We start from the raw sequence: 16,794 nt of genomic DNA, 5'->3' as shown, positions 1-16,794 counted from the left end.
TGGGCCACGCAGGTAGATCAGCCGCGGTGTCGCGATTCCACTGCGTTGCGCAGGGTGTCGATCAACGCCTGGATTCGGGCGTGCTGCATTTTCATTGAAGCCTTGTTGACCACCAGGCGCGAGCTGATCGTGGCGATCAGTTCCTGTGGCTCCAGGCCGTTGGCGCGCAGGGTGTTGCCGGTGTCGACCACGTCGATGATCTTGTCGGCCAGACCGATCAGCGGCGCCAGTTCCATCGAGCCGTACAGCTTGATGATGTCGACCTGACGGCCCTGCTCGGCGTAGTAACGCTTGGCAACATTGACGAACTTGGTCGCCACGCGCAGACGGCCCTTGGGCTCGGCCGCGCCGATTTTGCCGGCAGTCATCAGCTTGCACTGCGCGATCTGCAGGTCCAGCGGCTCGTACAGGCCCTGGCCGCTGTATTCCATCAGCACGTCCTTACCGGCGACGCCGAGGTCGGCCGCGCCATGCTCGACATAGGTCGGCACGTCGGTGGCGCGCACGATCAGCAGACGCACGTCGTCCTGGGTCGTGGGGATGATCAGCTTGCGGCTCTTGTCCGGATTCTCGGTCGGCACGATGCCCGCTTCAGCGAGAAGCGGCAGTGTGTCGTCAAGGATGCGGCCCTTGGACAGTGCGATGGTCAACATGGGAAACGTCAGTCCTTATCAAGGTACTCATGCCCGGTCGCAATCGGCGCCGGACACACATCGAGGGTGCGCACACCCTCGACTCGAAACGAATTCAGTGGACACGTCCGTGTGTCCCGATGCAGCGATCAGCCCGGAACGCGACGGATCTTGGCACCCAGCATTTGCAGTTTTTCTTCGATGCACTCGTAACCACGGTCTATGTGGTAGATGCGGTCGATCAGCGTGTCGCCTTCGGCCATTAGTGCCGAGATCACCAGACTGGCCGAAGCTCGCAGGTCGGTGGCCATCACAGGCGCGCCCTTGAGGATTTCGGTACCGGTGACGATCGCGGTGTTGCCTTCGACCTGGATCTTGGCGCCCATGCGGTGCAGTTCGTACACGTGCATGAAGCGGTTTTCGAAGATCGTCTCGATCACCGCACCGGTGCCTTCGGCAATGGCGTTGAGCGAGATGAACTGTGCCTGCATGTCGGTCGGGAACGCCGGGTACGGCGCGGTGCGCACGTTGACCGCTTTCGGGCGCTTGCCGTGCATGTTCAGCTCGATCCAGTCTTCACCGCAGGTGATTTCCGCGCCGGCTTCACGCAGCTTTTCCAGCACCGCTTCGAGGATGGTCGGATCGGTGTCCTTGACCTTGACGCGGCCACCGGTGACGGCTGCAGCAACCAGGTAGGTGCCGGTTTCGATACGGTCAGGCATGACCTTGTAGAAAGCCGAACCCAGACGCTCGACGCCATCGATGGTGATGGTGTCGGTGCCGGCGCCGGAAACCTTGGCGCCCATGGCGTTGAGGAAATTCGCCAGGTCAACCACTTCAGGCTCGCGGGCGGCGTTCTGCAACACGCTGCGACCTTTGGCCAGTGCTGCGGCCATCATGATGTTTTCGGTACCGGTCACGCTGACGGTGTCGAAGAAGAAGTGCGCGCCGCGCAGGCCACCTTCAGGCGCCTTGGCCTTGATGTAGCCGCCTTCGACGTCGATGACCGCGCCCATGGCTTCGAGACCACGGATGTGCAGGTCGACCGGACGCGAACCGATGGCGCAACCGCCAGGCAGTGCGACTTCGGCCTCACCGAAACGCGCGACCATCGGGCCCAGTACGAGGATCGACGCACGCATGGTTTTCACCAGTTCGTACGGCGCGATCAGAGTCTTGATGGTGCGCGGGTCGATTTCGACGCTGAGCTTCTCGTCGATCACAGGCTCAATGCCCATGCGCCCGAACAGCTCGATCATGGTGGTGATGTCGTGCAGGTGCGGCAGGTTGCCAACGGTCACCGGGCCATCGCACAGCAGGGTCGCGGCCAGGATCGGCAGGGCAGAGTTCTTTGCCCCGGAAATGCGGATCTCGCCATCAAGACGAGCGCCACCGGTAATAATCAATTTATCCATTAGTATCTCGACGCCCTAGGGCTCAGGTGCGCTCGGCCCAGGCCGCGCTGCTGAAAAATTTCATAGTGACCGCATGGATGCTGCCATCGACGATCCATGGGTTCAAATGGGCATAGACCTGCTGCTGACGCTTCACCGGGCTCAACGCCGCCAGTTCATCGCTGATCACGTTCAGCTGGAAGTTGCAGCCTTCGCCTTCAACTTCTACCAGCGTTCCTGGCAGCTTTCCTTCAAGGAAGCTCTTCACTTCTACGGCCTGCATGCTCAACCTCAATCGGCGCCCTGTGCGCACGGGTCGGACATCATACAAAAAAGCCCCGCGCCTGCGAACCCCGCAACGCAGGACTCTGACGGGGGGCTTCTTTATAGATGAGGGTTCAGGGGTGCGCCAACAGCTCGGTCAACTCACTGACCTGAGCGATTTCGCGCATGTCTTCGGGCATCGCGCGGATGCTGACGGCCTTGCCGGCCGCCTGAGCATCACGCATGAAGCACAGCAGCAACGATAGGCCGACGCTGCTGGACTTCTGCACCGCCGAACAATCGATGACCAGCGCCGACGCCTTGCTCGACTTGATCAGCGCCTGCCCTTCCTTGCGCAGGTCAGGCCCGGTGCGGTAATCCAGCACGCCGCTGAGTACCAATTCGTCGACATCACTCATCCGTACTGCCGCCTCACTCATTGGGCTGGCTTCGCGGCGGCTTTGTCGGTTTCCTGCTTGGCCTTGGCCACTTCACCGGCCCAGCCATCGATGGTCTTGTCCAGATCGTTGCCATTGCGCTGCATGGCGTCGGCGAACTGGTCACGGAACAGCTTGCCGATGTTGATGCCGTTGATGATCACGTTGCGCAGCTTCCACTCGCCATTGATCTTCTCAAGGGTGTACTGCACTGGATAGATCGCGCCGTTGCTGCCCTTGACGGTCATGTTGACGCTGGTGCGGTCGCCCGATTCGTCTTTGGCCGGGTCAACGGTGATGCCCTGGTTGTTGTATTCCAGCAGAGCGTTGCCGTAGAACTGGAACAGACCGCGCTTGAAGTTTTCCTGGAAGCGCTGCATCTGCGCAGGCGTGGCCTTGCGCGAATACTTCACGGTCATGATGCTTTTGGAGATGCCCTCGGCATCCACCACGGGACCGACGATGCTGTTCAGCGCCGCATAGAAATCCTGCGGATCCTGCTTGTACTTCTCTTTATTGGCCTGCAAATCGGCAAGCATCCGGTTCGTGGTGTCCTGAATCAGGTCATGAGCCGATTGTCCCTGTACAGCGTTAGCCATCAACGGCAGGGCCGCGAGCAACACCAACAGGCCACGTCGCAAGATAGAGATCATTCAAAAGCTCCTCATTTGGCGTCTTTGCTAACGGTATTGAGCAGGAATTTACCGATCAGGTCTTCCAGTACCAGTGACGACTGCGTGTCATGGATGGTTCCACCGTCTTTCAACTGAGTGTCTTCACCGCCCACGCTGATACCGATGTATTTCTCGCCCAGCAGGCCCGCGGTGAGAATAGACGCAGTCGAATCAACCGGCAGGTTGTCGACTTTTTTATCCACCTGCAGCGTGACCCGACCGGTGAAGCTGTCGCGATCCAGATCGATGGCGGTGACCTTGCCGATGGTCACACCGGCCATGGTCACTTTGGCTCTGACCGTCAGACCGGCGATATTGTCGAAATAGGCATACAACTTATAGGTGTCGGTGGACGAAGTCGGAGACAGGCCGCTGACGCGCAAGGCGAGCAGCAGCAAAGCCAGGATCCCTGCCAGCAGGAACAGGCCGACACCGATTTCCAGGGTGCGGTTTTGCATCAGAAATCTCCAAACATCAAAGCGGTCAGAATAAAGTCCAGACCGAGCACTGCCAGCGAGGCAAACACCACGGTCTTGGTGGTGGCACGACTGATTCCCTCGGAAGTGGGTTCACAGTCATAGCCTTGGAATACGGCGATCCACGTCACGACGAAAGCGAAAACGACACTCTTGATCACGCCGTTGAGCACGTCGCTGGTGAAGGTCACGCTGTTCTGCATGTTCGCCCAGTAGGAGCCTTCGTAGACGCCCAGCCAGTCGACCGCGACCCACGAACCACCCCAGATGCCGACGACACTGAAGATCATCGCCAGCACCGGCAGGGAAATGAACCCGGCCCACAGGCGCGGGGCAATGATGTACTTGAGCGGATCGACACCGATCATTTCCAGGCTGGACAACTGCTCGGTGGATTTCATGTTGCCGATCTCGGCGGTCAATGCCGAACCGGCGCGACCGGCAAACAGCAACGCCGTGACCACCGGCCCCAGTTCACGCAGCAACGTCAGGGCGACCATCTGCCCCACCGCCTGCTCTGAACCATAGCTGGAAAGAATGCTGAAGCCCTGCAGCGCGAGCACCATGCCGATGAAAATGCCGGAGACCACGATGATCACCAGCGACATGACGCCGACCGAGTGCAGCTGCTTGACCAACAGGCCGAAACCACCGCTGATACCGCCACGGCCCAGCAGGGCGTGAAACAGGAACAGGGTCGCCCGACCAAACACCGCGACCGCGTCGATCGCCGATTCGCCGAACCGACGCACGCGTTCCATCAATGAAATTCTGCGCATCAGCGCTTCCCCAGAAGATCTGCGCGGTAATCCGTCGCTGGAAAATGGTACGGCACCGGACCATCGGGATCGCCGGTCATGAACTGGCGGATACGCGGCTCATCCGAATTCATCAGCTCATCCGGCGTGCCCTGCCCCAGCACCTGACCATCGCCCACTACATAAATGTAATCGGCAATGCTCGCGGTCTCCGCCAGATCGTGGGACACCACGATACTGGTGATGCCCAGTGCATCGTTGAGCAAACGAATCAGGCGCACCAGTACGCCCATGGCGATCGGGTCCTGGCCCACGAAAGGCTCGTCGTACATGAGAATCTGCGGATCGAGGGCAATTGCCCGGGCCAGCGCGACGCGGCGCTTCATGCCGCCGGACAGCTCGTCCGGCATCAGTTCGATGGCACCGCGCAGCCCCACGGCCTGCAACTTGAGCAGGACGATGTCGCGGATCATGTCTTCCGGCAGTTGCGTGTGAACCCGCAGCGGAAAGGCCACGTTCTCGAACACATCGAGGTCGGTGAACAGCGCACCGCTCTGAAACAGTACGCCCATGTGCTTGCGCGCATCGAACAGGTCACTGCGCGACAGCGTCGGCAGGTTCTGCCCGTTGACCCAGACTTCGCCGCTGGACGGGCGCAACTGCGCGCCCATCAGACGCAGCAGCGTGGTCTTGCCGCAGCCGGAAGGCCCCATGATGCCGGTGACCTTGCCGCGCGGGATGCGGATATCGACGTTATTGAAAATGCTCCGCGCACCGCGCTTGAAGGAGACTCCCTTCAGCTCGACCGCGTAGGCGTTATCGGCACTCATCTAAACTCCTTGCGATGCAGCCTCTCACTGGGATGCCAGACTTTCCTCGGAAACACCTGCATCCCGGGCAGGCCGAACTGGCGGCGAACTATATCACTGCAAAGGCTGAGCGCCCAAGCGAGAACCCGGCCTGAATCGCCGACAGATGAGGGTCGCAGCGACTTTCAGAGGGTTTTGGTAACCAGTAATGACAAAGCACGACGAACTTGCGTGAGGCTTTGCCACATAACCGCTATAATCGCCGCCTTTTCATCGGCCCATACGATTCTGACATGAGCAAAACCCGCGACCTGATTCAATCGGCACAACGCACCATCCGCCTCGAAGTGGAAGCCGTCCAAGGCTTGATGGCCCATATCGACGCCGATTTCGTACGCGCTTGCGAGATGATTCTGGCCAGCAAGGGCCGTGTGGTCGTGGTCGGCATGGGCAAATCCGGGCACATCGGCAACAAGATCGCCGCGACCCTGGCCAGCACCGGCACTCCGGCGTTTTTTGTCCATCCCGCCGAAGCCAGCCATGGCGACATGGGCATGATCACCCGCGACGACGTGATTCTGGCGCTGTCGAACTCCGGCTCGACCAACGAAATCATAACGCTGCTGCCATTGATCAAACGCTTGGGCATCCAGTTGATCAGCGTCACTGGCAACCCGCAGTCGCCGCTGGCGAAGGCTGCCGAGGTCAATCTCAATGTGCACGTTGAGCACGAAGCCTGCCCGTTGAACCTGGCACCGACATCTTCGACTACCGCAGCGCTGGTCATGGGTGACGCCCTGGCCGTGGCCTTGCTGGAAGCGCGCGGTTTTACCGCCGAAGATTTTGCCTTCTCGCATCCGGGCGGCGCACTTGGCCGGCGCCTGTTGCTGAAAGTGGAAAACGTCATGCACGCCGGGGAGGAGCTGCCGCAAGTACAACGCGGCACCCTGCTCAAGGACGCGCTGATGGAAATGACCCGCAAGGGCCTCGGCATGACCGCTATCCTTGAGGCCGACGGCAAACTCGCCGGGATCTTCACCGACGGTGATTTGCGTCGCACCCTGGACCGCACCATCGACATTCGCAACGCGACCATCGACGAAGTGATGACCGCACATGGCAAAACCGCGCGGCCCGACATGCTTGCCGCCGAAGCCCTGAAAATCATGGAAGACCATCGAATCAGCGCCCTGGTAGTCGTCGACGAGGAGGATCGCCCGATCGGCGCCTTCAACCTCTCCGATCTGCTGCGCGCAGGAGTCATGTAATGAGCAACGATCTGCTGCAACGCGGCAAAGCGATCAAACTGGCAGTCTTCGACGTCGACGGTGTACTCACCGACGGTCGGCTGTACTTCCTCGAAGACGGCAGCGAGTTCAAGACTTTCAATACTCTCGACGGCCAGGGCATCAAGATGCTGATGAATGCCGGCGTGCAAACCGCGATCATCAGCGGTCGCAAGACCCCAGTGGTCGAGCGCCGCGCGAAGAATCTCGGCATCCCGCATCTGTTTCAGGGGCGCGAAGACAAATTGGTGGTGCTCGACGGCCTGCTCGCACAACTGGGCCTAAGCTATGAAGAAGTCGCCTATCTGGGCGACGATCTGCCAGACTTGCCGGTAATCCGCCGCGTAGGGCTGGGCATGGCGGTGGCCAACGCTGCCGATTTCGTCCGCGAACACGCCCACGGCGTTACCCGCGCCCGTGGCGGCGAAGGTGCTGCCCGCGAATTCTGCGAATTGATCCTGCGCGCCCAGGGCCGCCTCGAAGCGGCCAACGCCGCGTACCTGTGAGCCAGACCATGTTTAGCAAAAAGTTTCGCAACTTCCTGCTGTTCGGCTGCATCGCGGCGATTTTCGCTGCGGTCGGCTATTGGAACATCAGCCCGGAACGCTTCCTCGACAAGCCTCCGGTCTCGACTGCCGAGAACCCGATCGACTGGTACGCGACCAACACGCACACCATCCAGTACCTGCCCGACGGCAAGGTGCAATACGAGATGACCTCCGACAAGGCCGAGCACGTCAAGGCCACCGATGTCACGCTGGTGACCAAGCCTGATTTGAACATGTATCGCGGCACCGACTTCCCGTGGCACGTGACCAGCGAGCGCGGCGAAGTGAACTCGGGCGGTACCGAAGTGGAATTGATCGATTCGGTCCGCGTACAGCGCACCGATGAGAAAAAGCGCGGCACCCTGATCACCAGCACCCGCATGACCGTGTTCCCGCAGCAGGAATATGCGCAGACTGCGCAACCCGTTAGAATCGAGGGTGCTGGCGGCGTGTCGACTGGCGTCGGAATGAAAGCGTACCTGAAGGACAGCAGGATACACCTGCAATCGAACGTAAGAGGACAGTATGAGGCTCGTTAAAACCCTCCCTATTTTGCTCAGTCTGGGCGCAGCACTGGGAAGCGCGAGCGCCTGGTCCCTGCCGAACGATCAGCAGCAACCTATCCGCATTCAGGCCGACGACGCCCAGCTGGACGACAAGAATGGCATCGCCACCTATAAAGGTGACGTGATCATTACCCAGGGCTCGATGATCGTTAAAGGCAACACGGTGACCATGACTCGCGCGCCCAACGGCGATATCGACGTGGTGACCTCGGTGGGCAATCTGGCTTACTTCGAGCAGTTGCAGACCCAGGGCGACGCCAACCCGGTCAAGGGCTACGGCGTGACGATTCAATACCACGCCCAGCAGAACCGCGTGGTGCTGATCGACAAGGCCAAGGTTATCGACAAGGATAACAACGTCACCCAGGGCGAAAAAATCGTCTACGACACCGTGAAGAAACTCGCCAGCGCCGGTCGCGCCACGGGCAGCAAGGTCACCGAATCGCGTCCGCGCATCGACATGGTGATCCAGCCGAAGAAGAAAACCGAAGAGAAATCCCAGTAATGGCAACTCTGAAAGCTCAGCACCTGGCCAAGGCCTATAAAAGCCGCCAGGTCGTGCGTGACGTCAGTCTGTCGATCGACAGCGGGCAGATCGTCGGCCTGCTCGGCCCGAACGGCGCCGGCAAGACGACCTGCTTCTACATGATCGTCGGCCTGGTGCAGGCCGATCAGGGCCGGGTGCTGATCGATGATCTGGACGTCAGCCACCAGCCGATGCACGGCCGCGCCAAGGCCGGTATCGGCTATCTGCCGCAAGAAGCATCGATCTTCCGCAAACTGTCGGTCGCCGACAACATCATGGCGATCCTCGAGACCCGTCCTGAACTCGACAAGGCCGGTCGTCGCAAGGAGCTGGAAAGCCTGCTGCAGGAGTTCCACATCAGCCACATCCGCGACAACCTCGGCATGAGCCTGTCCGGTGGCGAGCGTCGCCGGGTGGAAATCGCTCGCGCTCTGGCCACTGCGCCGAAATTCATCCTGCTCGACGAACCGTTCGCCGGTGTCGACCCGATCTCGGTCGGCGACATCAAGCAGATCATCCACCACCTCAAGGCCAAGGGCATCGGGGTGCTGATCACCGACCACAACGTCCGTGAGACGCTGGATATCTGCGAAACCGCTTACATCGTCAACGACGGTCAACTGATCGCTGAAGGCGATGCCGAGACCATCCTGGCCAACGATCTGGTCAAGGAAGTGTATCTGGGTCACGAGTTCCGCCTGTAAGCGCGCCAGCGCTGTATCGATTCAAGGCGCATTTATCCGCTTTAATTGTTACAGCGCTCTAGGCAAACACTTCAGTTTCAGGCATATAATTTGCTTAAGTTTGGCGCTTCGGCGCCCTGTAGTGGATGGCGCAAAGCGCCGGCGAATAAGGTGTTAAGCCCCTGCCATGAAACCATCGCTAGTCTTGAGAATGGGCCAGCAGCTGACGATGACACCGCAGCTGCAACAGGCCATCCGCCTGCTCCAATTGTCGACCCTGGACCTGCAACAGGAAATCCAGGAGGCTCTGGAATCCAATCCGATGCTCGAACGCCAGGAAGAAGGCGACGACTTCGATAACGCCGATCCCTTGGCCGACAACGCCGAACAGAAGCCCGCCGAAATCCAGGAACCCTCCTATCAGGAAGCCGCCCCGACGGTGGACAACCTTGAAGATGGCGAATGGAACGAGCGCATCCCCAACGAACTGCCGGTAGACACCGCCTGGGAAGATGTTTATCAGACCAGCGCCAGCAGCCTGCCCAGCAGCGATGACGACGAGTGGGATTTCACCACCCGCACTTCCGCCGGCGAGAGCCTGCAGAGCCATCTGCTTTGGCAACTGAACCTGGCGCCGATGTCCGACACCGATCGCCTGATCGCCGTGACCCTGATCGATTGCATCAACAATCAGGGTTACCTGGACGAAACGCTTGAAGAAATCCTCGAAGCGTTCGACCCGGAACTGGACATCGAGCTCGACGAAATCGAAGCCGTCCTGCATCGCATCCAGCAATTCGAGCCCGCCGGGATCGGCGCACGCAACCTCAGCGAATGCCTGCTGCTGCAATTGCGCCAGCTGCCCGCGAAGACGCCGTGGCTCACCGAGGCCAAACGTCTGGTCGCCGATTACATCGACCTGCTCGGCAGCCGCGATTACAGCCAGTTGATGCGGCGCATGAAGCTCAAGGAAGACGAACTGCGCCAGGTCATCGAACTGGTGCAGAGCCTCAATCCGCGTCCGGGCTCGCAGATCGAATCGACCGAAGCCGAATACGTCATTCCCGATGTGATCGTGCGCAAGAACAACGAGCGCTGGCTGGTGGAACTGAACCAGGAATCAGTGCCACGTCTGCGCGTCAACGCCCAGTACGCCGGTTTTGTGAAGCGTGCCGACACCAGCGCCGACAACACTTTCATGCGCAATCAGTTGCAGGAAGCCCGCTGGTTCATCAAGAGCCTGCAGAGCCGCAACGAAACCCTGATGAAAGTGGCCACGCAGATCGTCGAACATCAGCGCGGTTTCCTCGAATATGGCGACGAAGCGATGAAGCCGCTGGTGCTGCATGACATCGCCGAAGCGGTCGGCATGCACGAGTCGACGATCTCACGGGTGACCACCCAAAAATTCATGCATACCCCGCGCGGTATTTATGAACTGAAATACTTTTTCTCCAGCCACGTCAGCACCTCCGAAGGCGGCGAATGCTCGTCCACGGCGATTCGCGCGATCATCAAGAAACTGGTCGCGGCGGAAAATCAGAAAAAGCCGTTGAGTGACAGCAAGATCGCTGGTTTACTGGAGGCACAAGGCATTCAGGTGGCTCGCCGCACCGTCGCCAAGTACCGCGAATCCCTCGGAATCGCGCCTTCGAGCGAACGCAAGCGGTTGATGTAAGCCACGTTACAGCGTTCCAGTGGCAGGCTTTTCGGCCTGCCGCTTTATGCACTGGCAACGAAGGAGAAGCTGTATGCAAGTCAACATCAGTGGACACCAACTGGAAGTGACCCAACCTCTGCGTTCCTACATCGAGGAAAAACTCCAACGACTGGAGCGACATTTCGACAAGATCACCAACGTGCAGGTCACGATGTGCGTCGAAAAACTGCAGCAGAAAATCGAAGCCACCTTGCATATTCCCGGAAAAGAAGTGGTCGCCAACGCAGAAGATACCGACATGTATGCTGCGATCGACTCACTCACCGACAAGCTGGACCGCCAACTCAAAAAGCATAAGGAAAAGACCGAGAGCCTCCTCCAGGGCGCAACCGGTCGTTAACCCCCCTATCCCATGATCCGACTTGAAACCATCCTGACCCCCGGCCGTTCCCAGGTGAACGCGCCGGGCGGCAGCAAGAAAAAAGCCCTCGAACAGATTGCCAACCTGATCCACCGCGAAGTGCCGGATCTGGCGATGCAGGATGTCTTCGAGGCGCTGATCGCCCGTGAGAAACTCGGCTCCACCGGTTTCGGCAACGGCATCGCCATTCCCCACTGCCGCCTCAAGGGCTGCACGGCGCCGGTCAGCGCGCTGCTGCACCTCGAAGCCCCGATCGATTTCGACGCCATCGACGGCGCCCCGGTGGACCTGCTGTTCGTGCTGCTGGTCCCGGAAGCCGCGACCGATGCGCATCTGGAATTGCTGCGCCAGATCGCCAGTATGCTCGACCGCAAGGAAGTGCGCGAAAAACTGCGCAGCGCTCCGAGCAACGAGGCCCTGTACCAGGTTGTACTGGACGAGCAGAACGGGCACTAATCATGCGTTTGATCATCGTCAGTGGCCGTTCGGGCTCGGGCAAAAGTACCGCCCTGAATGTCCTTGAAGACAACGGTTACTACTGCATCGACAACCTCCCGGCCGGCTTGCTGCCGGAACTGGCCGAGCGCGCGTTGATCCACACCGAGCTGGCGCAGCCGCTGGTCGCGGTATCGATCGATGCGCGCAACCTGCCGAGCCATCTGTCTCGTTTCCCCGAATTGCTCGAAGACGTGCGGGCCAAGCATATCAAGTGCGATGTGCTCTATCTGGACGCAGACGAAGAAACCCTGCTCAAGCGTTTTTCCGAGACCCGTCGTCGTCACCCGTTGAGCAACGCCAATCGCTCCCTGGCCGAAGCCATCCACGATGAAAGCGCCCTGCTCGGCCCGATCGCCGATCTGGCCGACCTGAAAATCAACACCACCCACCTCAATCTGTATCAACTGCGCGACACCCTGAAGTTGCGCCTGTTGAATCAGCCTGAGCCGGGTACGGCGTTCCTGGTCGAATCGTTTGGTTTCAAGCGCGGCATGCCGGTCGATGCCGATCTGGTCTTCGACGTCCGCTGCCTGCCTAATCCGTACTGGAAACCAGAGCTGCGTGCGCAGTCGGGTCTCGATGCACCAGTGGCCGAGTACCTGGCGGAACAGCCGGATGTCGAAGAAATGTATCAGGACATCTACGCCTATCTGAACAAGTGGCTGCCACGTTTCGCCGCCAGCAACCGCGCCTACGTCACCATTGCCATTGGCTGCACCGGCGGGCACCACCGCTCCGTCTACCTGACCGAACGCCTGGGTCAGGCCCTGCAGAAAACCCTGAAGAACGTCCAGGTTCGCCACCGCGACCTCACCTAAAGGATTCACACCGCGATGCCTGCTCGTGAAATCGAAATCATCAATAAGCTGGGCCTGCATGCCCGGGCATCGGCCAAATTTGTCGGCGTGGCCGGCAAGTTTCCGCAGACTACGATAAGAGTCGGCCGCACGCCCGAGACAGCAGTGGACGGTAAAAGCATCATGGCGATGATGATGCTCGCGGCTGGCAAGGGCACCAAAATCCATTTGAGCACCGAGGGCGAACAGGCTCAGGAAGCTATGGACGCCTTGGTCAAACTGATCAACAACTACTTCGACGAAGGCGAATGATCCGCCAATGAGGGAGCTTGCTCCCTCCTCACCTTCATTCAACCCAACGCCGTATCCATCACCATCATCAGACAAAAACCGATCAGCAAGCCAAGACTCGCCAGCTTGTCATGTCCATGCCGGCGCGACTCCGGAATCACTTCGTGAGTCACCACCAGCAACATCGCCCCGGCCGCCAGCGCCAGCCCCAGTGGCAACAGCACTTGAGCCAGACTCACCAGCCACGCGCATAACAACGCGAACACCGGTTCGACCAGCCCTGACGCCGCGCCGATCAGAAAGGCCCTGACCCGCGACATTCCCGCCCCGGCCAGTACCAATGCAATCACCAGACCTTCCGGCACATCCTGCAACGCGATGCCCATCGCCAGACTGTCGGCATCCGCCATACCGCCACCGGCAGAAACGCCGACCGCCATGCCTTCCGGAATGTTGTGCGCGATGATGGCGAACACGAACAGCCAGATGCGCGGTGGAATCACCGGACGCTCAAGCGTGCCGACGAGCATCTCCGGCGTGGCACCGGAAACCCTGCGATCCACCAGATACAGGCCGAAGGCGCCGAGCAGGATGCCAAAGCAGATCAAACCACTGGCGGCCCACGGCGTCAGGCCAAGACTCTCAGCCGCAGCAATGCCCGGCACGATCAGCGAAAACGCCGTCGCCGCCAGCATCACCCCGGCACCAAATCCCAGCAAGGTGTCGCTGAGTGCCTGCGGCATGCGCCGGATTATCAGCACCGGCACCGCGCCGAGCGCCGTGCCCAAGGCGCAGATAGCGCCGCCCTGCAATGCGCGCAGCAACCTGGGTTCAAGATTCAGCCAGTGCAAACCGTGGGCGACCAGCAGAGCCATCCCCGCCAACAGCAACAGCGAGCCCACCGCGTAACGAAACATCCGCCCGCTGCCAATCGCCAGTGTTTCAGTGCTCATAGTCAGCCCTGGATTGTTTTTATTGAAGGCTCAAACCAGTGCGGCTTGATAGCGCGCAGCAACTTCCGGCCAGTTGATCACGTTGTAGAACGCGTTGATGTATTCCGGGCGACGGTTCTGGTAGCGCAGGTAGTAGGCGTGCTCCCAGACGTCGAGCCCGAGAATCGGGGTATTGCCGTTCATCAACGGACTGTCCTGGTTGCCACTGCTTTCCACGATGAGCTTTTTCTCCGGGGTCACGCTGAGCCAGGCCCAGCCACTGCCAAAACGAGTCAGCGCGGCTTTGGTGAACGCTTCCTTGAAACTGTCCAGTCCGCCCAGTTGCTCGTCGATGGCCTTGGCCAGCTCGCCGTCGGGTTTACCACCACCGTTGGGCACCATGACTTCCCAGAACAGCGAATGATTGGCGTGACCGCCGCCCTGGTTGATCACCGCCGCGCGAAGTTTTTCCGGCAGTTGCTGCACGCTGGCGACGAGCTTTTCCACCGGCCACTCGGCAAACTCGGTGCCTTCCACGGCGGCGTTGAGGTTGTTGATGTAGGTCTGGTGATGCTTGGTGTAATGGATCTCCATGGTCTGCGCATCGATGTGCGGCTCGAGGGCATCGTAGGCGTAGGGCAAGGCAGGCAAGGTAAAAGCCATTTCAATGGACTCCGTACTGATGAGAAGTTGAGGTGCGGCGGGCATTGCCGGTGTCGGGATGCAGCAGACGCTGGGTGCGCGGGTATTCCCCATGCTCACTGATGAAATTCAACAGTTCGACGTAGGTCTTGCTGCTCTGGCGCAGCGCCGCTTCACGCAGGGCCGGGCGCAGGCGTTCGTCCTGCATGGTCTGCAACAGGCGTTGGTGGATGGCGCACAGGTACTCGGCGCTCTCCTCCGGTTGGTTCAGGCGCAGATGCAGGTCGGCGAGGTTGTGATGCGAGACGACGCAGGCCGCCACCGCTTCGTCGGCATCCGCCCAGCGTTCGAACAGCACTTGCGCCAGGGCCAGGGCTTGCAGGTAAGCCTCGCGGGCGTCGATCAATTCGCCCAGCATGAAGCAGCGATTGGCCCGTTCGATCGTGCGTTTCCAGTGCTCCATGGTGAGCCTCCAAAGCAGTTGCGGGGTTTACACGCCGCCGGCGGTGAGCTTCTCGGGGTTGAGCAACTCTTCCAGCTGGCTGCGCGACAGGTCGGTGTGTTCCAGGGCAACGTCAATCACCGCGCGGCTTTCCCGGTAGGCCTGCTTGGCGATGTCTGCGGCTTTCTGGTAGCCGATGATGGGGTTGAGGGCGGTGACCAGAATCGGGTTGCGCGACAACGCTTCTTGCAACCGCGATTCGTTGACCTTGAAGCTGGCAATCGCCTTGTCACCGAGCAGGCGACTGGAATTGGCCAGCAGTTCGATGCTGCTCAGCAGGTTGTGCGCGATGATCGGCAGCATCACGTTCAGTTCGAAGTTGCCCGATTGCCCGGCCACGGTGATCACCGAGTCGTTGCCGATCACTTGCGCGGCGACCATGGCGGTGGCTTCCGGGATCACCGGGTTGACCTTGCCGGGCATGATCGACGAGCCCGGCTGCAGCGCTTCGAGTTCGATTTCGCCGAGGCCGGCCAGCGGGCCGGAGTTCATCCAGCGCAGGTCATTGGCGATTTTCATCAGCGACACGGCGGTGGCCTTGAGTTGGCCGGAGACAGCGACGGCGGTGTCCTGCGAGCCGATCAAAGCGAACAGGTCCTTGCCCGGCGTGAATTGCACGTCGGTCAATTGGCTCAGATGCCGACTGAATCGCGCGGCGAATTCCGGATGCGCATTGATCCCGGTACCCACCGCGGTGCCGCCCTGCGCCAGGGATTGCAGGCTCGGCAGCAAATCCTGCAGATGTGCGACGTTGGCCTTGAGCTGCTGCGCCCAGCCGTTGAGCACCTGACTCATGCGCACCGGCATCGCGTCCATCAGATGGGTGCGTCCGGTTTTGACGTGATGATGCACCTGTCCGGCCTTGCGCTCGATGACCTGGACCAGATGCAACAGCGCCGGCAACAGTTGTTCATGCAGCGCTAGCGCGGCGCTGACGTGAATGGTGGTCGGGATGATGTCGTTGCTGCTCTGCCCGCAGTTGACGTGATCGTAGGCATTGACCGGCTCACCGAGCATGCGGCTGGCCAGCGTGGCGATCACTTCGTTGGCGTTCATGTTCGAGCTGGTGCCGGAACCGGTCTGGAAGATATCCACCGGAAAATGCTGCATGAAATCGCCTTCGAGCAGACCTTGCGCGGCATCGCTGATGGCTTTGCCCTGGGCCACGCTGATCTGGTTCAGCTCAACATTGGCCCGGGCCGCGGCGGCTTTGGCGAGAATCAGCGCGCGGATGAATTGCGTCGGCATCGGCTTGCCGCTGATCGGGAAGTTGTCCACTGCGCGCTGGGTCTGCGCGCCATAGAGCGCGTCGACCGGCACCTGCAGCTCGCCCATGCTGTCGCGCTCAATACGTGTCTTGGTCATTCGAATGTCCTTGCAGCAAATCAATAAGAGGAATCGACGGTTGCAACTCGCAAGTGGCGAGCTGCCAGGTGTAGCGTTGCCAGCGCTGCAGGCGGCATTGGCACAGCGACAGGCGCTCCATGTCACGCAACGGGCGCCAGGCTTGATCGAGACAGACGCTGCGCCAGTGCCACGGCAACGCGGTGTCGCTGGCCGTGTCGAGCAGCAGACGGAAAGACGTTTCGGCGACGGTCCAGGGCGAAGTGGCTGTGCAACAGGACAGATAGCGCCCTTCGGCGAGGTAATGTTCGATCAGGCGCGGTTCGTCAGGATCCAGTGCGCAACGGATCTGGCGGCTCATCCAGCGCCAGCTTTCGAGGTAGGGCTGCTCGTGCAAGGCAGAACTCATGATCCGGGACTCGTTCGGAGATGAGATTCATTATTAGATGATAATGAGAACCAACACAAGCGATCGAGTTTGCGCTGCCCATTTGTGGGAGCGAGCCTGCTCGCGAATGCTTCTGGCCGGTTGGGATGTTTTGTTCGGTCCACCGCTTTCGCGAGCAGGCTCGCTCCCACAAGGAGTTTGTGGCGAAGCGAATAAAAAAGGCGCGCCATCCACAACGGATGGCGCGCCTTTTGGTTTGGCGGAAT

Annotated in this window: 23 protein-coding genes; 10 read left to right on the top strand and 13 right to left on the bottom strand. The window is 60.2% G+C overall.

Annotated features, from left to right (window positions below):
- Positions 1-17: 17 nt before the first annotated feature.
- The 8 genes from hisG to DCO47_RS09275 form a co-directional block, all read right to left on the bottom strand.
- Positions 18-653: an ATP phosphoribosyltransferase gene (gene hisG, locus DCO47_RS09310; RefSeq protein WP_016771668.1), complete on the bottom strand. Its 636-nt coding sequence runs from the start codon at positions 651-653 to the stop codon at positions 18-20.
- 128 nt (positions 654-781) lie between these two features.
- A complete protein-coding gene (gene murA, locus DCO47_RS09305; RefSeq protein ID WP_042608749.1) occupies positions 782-2,047 on the bottom strand; it encodes a UDP-N-acetylglucosamine 1-carboxyvinyltransferase in 1,266 nt (421 codons plus the stop codon).
- A gap of 22 nt (positions 2,048-2,069) precedes the next feature.
- Positions 2,070-2,309 carry a BolA family protein gene (locus DCO47_RS09300; RefSeq protein WP_042608750.1) on the bottom strand — a complete coding sequence of 80 codons (240 nt, stop codon included), beginning with the start codon at positions 2,307-2,309 and terminating at the stop codon, positions 2,070-2,072.
- 115 nt (positions 2,310-2,424) lie between these two features.
- The gene (locus tag DCO47_RS09295; RefSeq protein WP_039759362.1) at positions 2,425-2,730 is read right to left on the bottom strand and encodes a lipid asymmetry maintenance protein MlaB; all 306 of its coding nucleotides are present in this window, start codon (positions 2,728-2,730) and stop codon (positions 2,425-2,427) included.
- Positions 2,727-3,380 (bottom strand): phospholipid-binding protein MlaC, encoded by a 654-nt coding sequence (locus DCO47_RS09290; RefSeq protein ID WP_116657966.1) that lies wholly within the window; start codon positions 3,378-3,380, stop codon positions 2,727-2,729. Before DCO47_RS09290 ends, DCO47_RS09295 begins: the two co-directional genes overlap by 4 nt.
- Positions 3,381-3,391: 11 nt before the next feature.
- Positions 3,392-3,859, bottom strand: a complete 468-nt coding sequence (mlaD, locus tag DCO47_RS09285; protein ID WP_016771673.1) for an outer membrane lipid asymmetry maintenance protein MlaD — start codon at positions 3,857-3,859, stop codon at positions 3,392-3,394.
- A complete protein-coding gene (gene mlaE, locus DCO47_RS09280; RefSeq protein WP_042608753.1) occupies positions 3,859-4,656 on the bottom strand; it encodes a lipid asymmetry maintenance ABC transporter permease subunit MlaE in 798 nt (265 codons plus the stop codon). Before mlaE ends, mlaD begins: the two co-directional genes overlap by 1 nt.
- Entirely contained in the window at positions 4,656-5,465 is an 810-nt protein-coding gene (locus tag DCO47_RS09275; RefSeq protein ID WP_039759369.1) for an ATP-binding cassette domain-containing protein, read from the bottom strand. The genes mlaE and DCO47_RS09275 overlap by 1 nt, the downstream gene beginning before the upstream one ends.
- Positions 5,466-5,737: 272 nt before the next feature.
- Here DCO47_RS09275 and DCO47_RS09270 point away from each other — a divergent pair, with 272 nt between their 5' ends.
- The 10 genes from DCO47_RS09270 to DCO47_RS09225 all read left to right on the top strand — a co-directional run bounded on the left by DCO47_RS09270 (position 5,738) and on the right by DCO47_RS09225 (position 12,741).
- A complete protein-coding gene (locus tag DCO47_RS09270) occupies positions 5,738-6,712 on the top strand; it encodes a KpsF/GutQ family sugar-phosphate isomerase (RefSeq protein ID WP_042608754.1) in 975 nt (324 codons plus the stop codon).
- A complete protein-coding gene (locus DCO47_RS09265; protein ID WP_016771677.1) occupies positions 6,712-7,236 on the top strand; it encodes an HAD family hydrolase in 525 nt (174 codons plus the stop codon). Before DCO47_RS09270 ends, DCO47_RS09265 begins: the two co-directional genes overlap by 1 nt.
- Positions 7,237-7,244: 8 nt before the next feature.
- On the top strand, positions 7,245-7,817 hold the full coding sequence (gene lptC, locus DCO47_RS09260) for an LPS export ABC transporter periplasmic protein LptC (protein ID WP_042608756.1): 573 nt from the start codon (positions 7,245-7,247) through the stop codon (positions 7,815-7,817).
- Positions 7,804-8,349 carry a lipopolysaccharide transport periplasmic protein LptA gene (gene lptA / locus DCO47_RS09255; protein WP_016771679.1) on the top strand — a complete coding sequence of 182 codons (546 nt, stop codon included), beginning with the start codon at positions 7,804-7,806 and terminating at the stop codon, positions 8,347-8,349. The genes lptC and lptA overlap by 14 nt, the downstream gene beginning before the upstream one ends.
- On the top strand, positions 8,349-9,074 hold the full coding sequence (gene lptB, locus DCO47_RS09250) for an LPS export ABC transporter ATP-binding protein (protein WP_024011621.1): 726 nt from the start codon (positions 8,349-8,351) through the stop codon (positions 9,072-9,074). Before lptA ends, lptB begins: the two co-directional genes overlap by 1 nt.
- A gap of 166 nt (positions 9,075-9,240) precedes the next feature.
- Positions 9,241-10,731, top strand: coding sequence for an RNA polymerase factor sigma-54 (locus tag DCO47_RS09245; RefSeq protein WP_116657965.1), 1,491 nt, complete (start codon positions 9,241-9,243; stop codon positions 10,729-10,731).
- A gap of 73 nt (positions 10,732-10,804) precedes the next feature.
- Positions 10,805-11,113: a ribosome hibernation-promoting factor, HPF/YfiA family gene (gene hpf / locus DCO47_RS09240; RefSeq protein WP_042608758.1), complete on the top strand. Its 309-nt coding sequence runs from the start codon at positions 10,805-10,807 to the stop codon at positions 11,111-11,113.
- A gap of 12 nt (positions 11,114-11,125) precedes the next feature.
- Positions 11,126-11,590: a PTS IIA-like nitrogen regulatory protein PtsN gene (gene ptsN / locus DCO47_RS09235; RefSeq protein WP_042608759.1), complete on the top strand. Its 465-nt coding sequence runs from the start codon at positions 11,126-11,128 to the stop codon at positions 11,588-11,590.
- 2 nt (positions 11,591-11,592) lie between these two features.
- A complete protein-coding gene (rapZ, locus tag DCO47_RS09230; protein WP_042608760.1) occupies positions 11,593-12,450 on the top strand; it encodes an RNase adapter RapZ in 858 nt (285 codons plus the stop codon).
- Positions 12,451-12,465: 15 nt separating this feature from the next.
- Positions 12,466-12,741 (top strand): HPr family phosphocarrier protein, encoded by a 276-nt coding sequence (locus DCO47_RS09225; RefSeq protein ID WP_064364464.1) that lies wholly within the window; start codon positions 12,466-12,468, stop codon positions 12,739-12,741.
- A 38-nt stretch (positions 12,742-12,779) separates the two neighbouring features.
- Here DCO47_RS09225 and DCO47_RS09220 read toward each other — a convergent pair whose 3' ends face one another.
- The 5 genes from DCO47_RS09220 to DCO47_RS09200 are packed head-to-tail and all read right to left on the bottom strand — an operon-like array spanning position 12,780 to position 16,549.
- Positions 12,780-13,673: a ZIP family metal transporter gene (locus DCO47_RS09220; protein WP_064364465.1), complete on the bottom strand. Its 894-nt coding sequence runs from the start codon at positions 13,671-13,673 to the stop codon at positions 12,780-12,782.
- Between the two features lie 30 nt (positions 13,674-13,703).
- Positions 13,704-14,315: a superoxide dismutase gene (locus tag DCO47_RS09215; protein WP_065615789.1), complete on the bottom strand. Its 612-nt coding sequence runs from the start codon at positions 14,313-14,315 to the stop codon at positions 13,704-13,706.
- Position 14,316: 1 nt separating this feature from the next.
- Positions 14,317-14,757 carry a hypothetical protein gene (locus DCO47_RS09210; protein WP_116657964.1) on the bottom strand — a complete coding sequence of 147 codons (441 nt, stop codon included), beginning with the start codon at positions 14,755-14,757 and terminating at the stop codon, positions 14,317-14,319.
- A 27-nt stretch (positions 14,758-14,784) separates the two neighbouring features.
- On the bottom strand, positions 14,785-16,161 hold the full coding sequence (locus tag DCO47_RS09205) for a lyase family protein (protein ID WP_116657963.1): 1,377 nt from the start codon (positions 16,159-16,161) through the stop codon (positions 14,785-14,787).
- The gene (locus DCO47_RS09200; protein WP_042608766.1) at positions 16,142-16,549 is read right to left on the bottom strand and encodes a hypothetical protein; all 408 of its coding nucleotides are present in this window, start codon (positions 16,547-16,549) and stop codon (positions 16,142-16,144) included. The genes DCO47_RS09205 and DCO47_RS09200 overlap by 20 nt, the downstream gene beginning before the upstream one ends.
- Positions 16,550-16,794: the final 245 nt, after the last annotated feature.

This window comes from Pseudomonas sp. NDM (genome assembly GCF_003105095.1).
In the GTDB taxonomy this organism is placed as follows: domain Bacteria; phylum Pseudomonadota; class Gammaproteobacteria; order Pseudomonadales; family Pseudomonadaceae; genus Aquipseudomonas; species Aquipseudomonas moraviensis_A.
Note: the sequence above shows the minus strand (reverse complement) of the source record. Positions and strands in the feature narration are given on the sequence as shown.

Excerpts from the sequence above, each read along its gene's own strand:
- hisG (WP_016771668.1), bottom strand. The coding sequence starts at position 653 with ATGTTGACCATCGCACTGTCCAAGGGCCGCATCCTTGACGACACACTG.
- murA (WP_042608749.1), bottom strand. The coding sequence starts at position 2,047 with ATGGATAAATTGATTATTACCGGTGGCGCTCGTCTTGATGGCGAGATC.
- DCO47_RS09300 (WP_042608750.1), bottom strand. The coding sequence starts at position 2,309 with ATGCAGGCCGTAGAAGTGAAGAGCTTCCTTGAAGGAAAGCTGCCAGGA.
- DCO47_RS09295 (WP_039759362.1), bottom strand. The coding sequence starts at position 2,730 with ATGAGTGAGGCGGCAGTACGGATGAGTGATGTCGACGAATTGGTACTC.
- DCO47_RS09290 (WP_116657966.1), bottom strand. The coding sequence starts at position 3,380 with ATGATCTCTATCTTGCGACGTGGCCTGTTGGTGTTGCTCGCGGCCCTG.
- mlaD (WP_016771673.1), bottom strand. The coding sequence starts at position 3,859 with ATGCAAAACCGCACCCTGGAAATCGGTGTCGGCCTGTTCCTGCTGGCA.
- mlaE (WP_042608753.1), bottom strand. The coding sequence starts at position 4,656 with ATGCGCAGAATTTCATTGATGGAACGCGTGCGTCGGTTCGGCGAATCG.
- DCO47_RS09275 (WP_039759369.1), bottom strand. The coding sequence starts at position 5,465 with ATGAGTGCCGATAACGCCTACGCGGTCGAGCTGAAGGGAGTCTCCTTC.
- DCO47_RS09270 (WP_042608754.1), top strand. The coding sequence starts at position 5,738 with ATGAGCAAAACCCGCGACCTGATTCAATCGGCACAACGCACCATCCGC.
- DCO47_RS09265 (WP_016771677.1), top strand. The coding sequence starts at position 6,712 with ATGAGCAACGATCTGCTGCAACGCGGCAAAGCGATCAAACTGGCAGTC.
- lptC (WP_042608756.1), top strand. The coding sequence starts at position 7,245 with ATGTTTAGCAAAAAGTTTCGCAACTTCCTGCTGTTCGGCTGCATCGCG.
- lptA (WP_016771679.1), top strand. The coding sequence starts at position 7,804 with ATGAGGCTCGTTAAAACCCTCCCTATTTTGCTCAGTCTGGGCGCAGCA.
- lptB (WP_024011621.1), top strand. The coding sequence starts at position 8,349 with ATGGCAACTCTGAAAGCTCAGCACCTGGCCAAGGCCTATAAAAGCCGC.
- DCO47_RS09245 (WP_116657965.1), top strand. The coding sequence starts at position 9,241 with ATGAAACCATCGCTAGTCTTGAGAATGGGCCAGCAGCTGACGATGACA.
- hpf (WP_042608758.1), top strand. The coding sequence starts at position 10,805 with ATGCAAGTCAACATCAGTGGACACCAACTGGAAGTGACCCAACCTCTG.
- ptsN (WP_042608759.1), top strand. The coding sequence starts at position 11,126 with ATGATCCGACTTGAAACCATCCTGACCCCCGGCCGTTCCCAGGTGAAC.
- rapZ (WP_042608760.1), top strand. The coding sequence starts at position 11,593 with ATGCGTTTGATCATCGTCAGTGGCCGTTCGGGCTCGGGCAAAAGTACC.
- DCO47_RS09225 (WP_064364464.1), top strand. The coding sequence starts at position 12,466 with ATGCCTGCTCGTGAAATCGAAATCATCAATAAGCTGGGCCTGCATGCC.
- DCO47_RS09220 (WP_064364465.1), bottom strand. The coding sequence starts at position 13,673 with ATGAGCACTGAAACACTGGCGATTGGCAGCGGGCGGATGTTTCGTTAC.
- DCO47_RS09215 (WP_065615789.1), bottom strand. The coding sequence starts at position 14,315 with ATGGCTTTTACCTTGCCTGCCTTGCCCTACGCCTACGATGCCCTCGAG.
- DCO47_RS09210 (WP_116657964.1), bottom strand. The coding sequence starts at position 14,757 with ATGGAGCACTGGAAACGCACGATCGAACGGGCCAATCGCTGCTTCATG.
- DCO47_RS09205 (WP_116657963.1), bottom strand. The coding sequence starts at position 16,161 with ATGACCAAGACACGTATTGAGCGCGACAGCATGGGCGAGCTGCAGGTG.
- DCO47_RS09200 (WP_042608766.1), bottom strand. The coding sequence starts at position 16,549 with ATGAGTTCTGCCTTGCACGAGCAGCCCTACCTCGAAAGCTGGCGCTGG.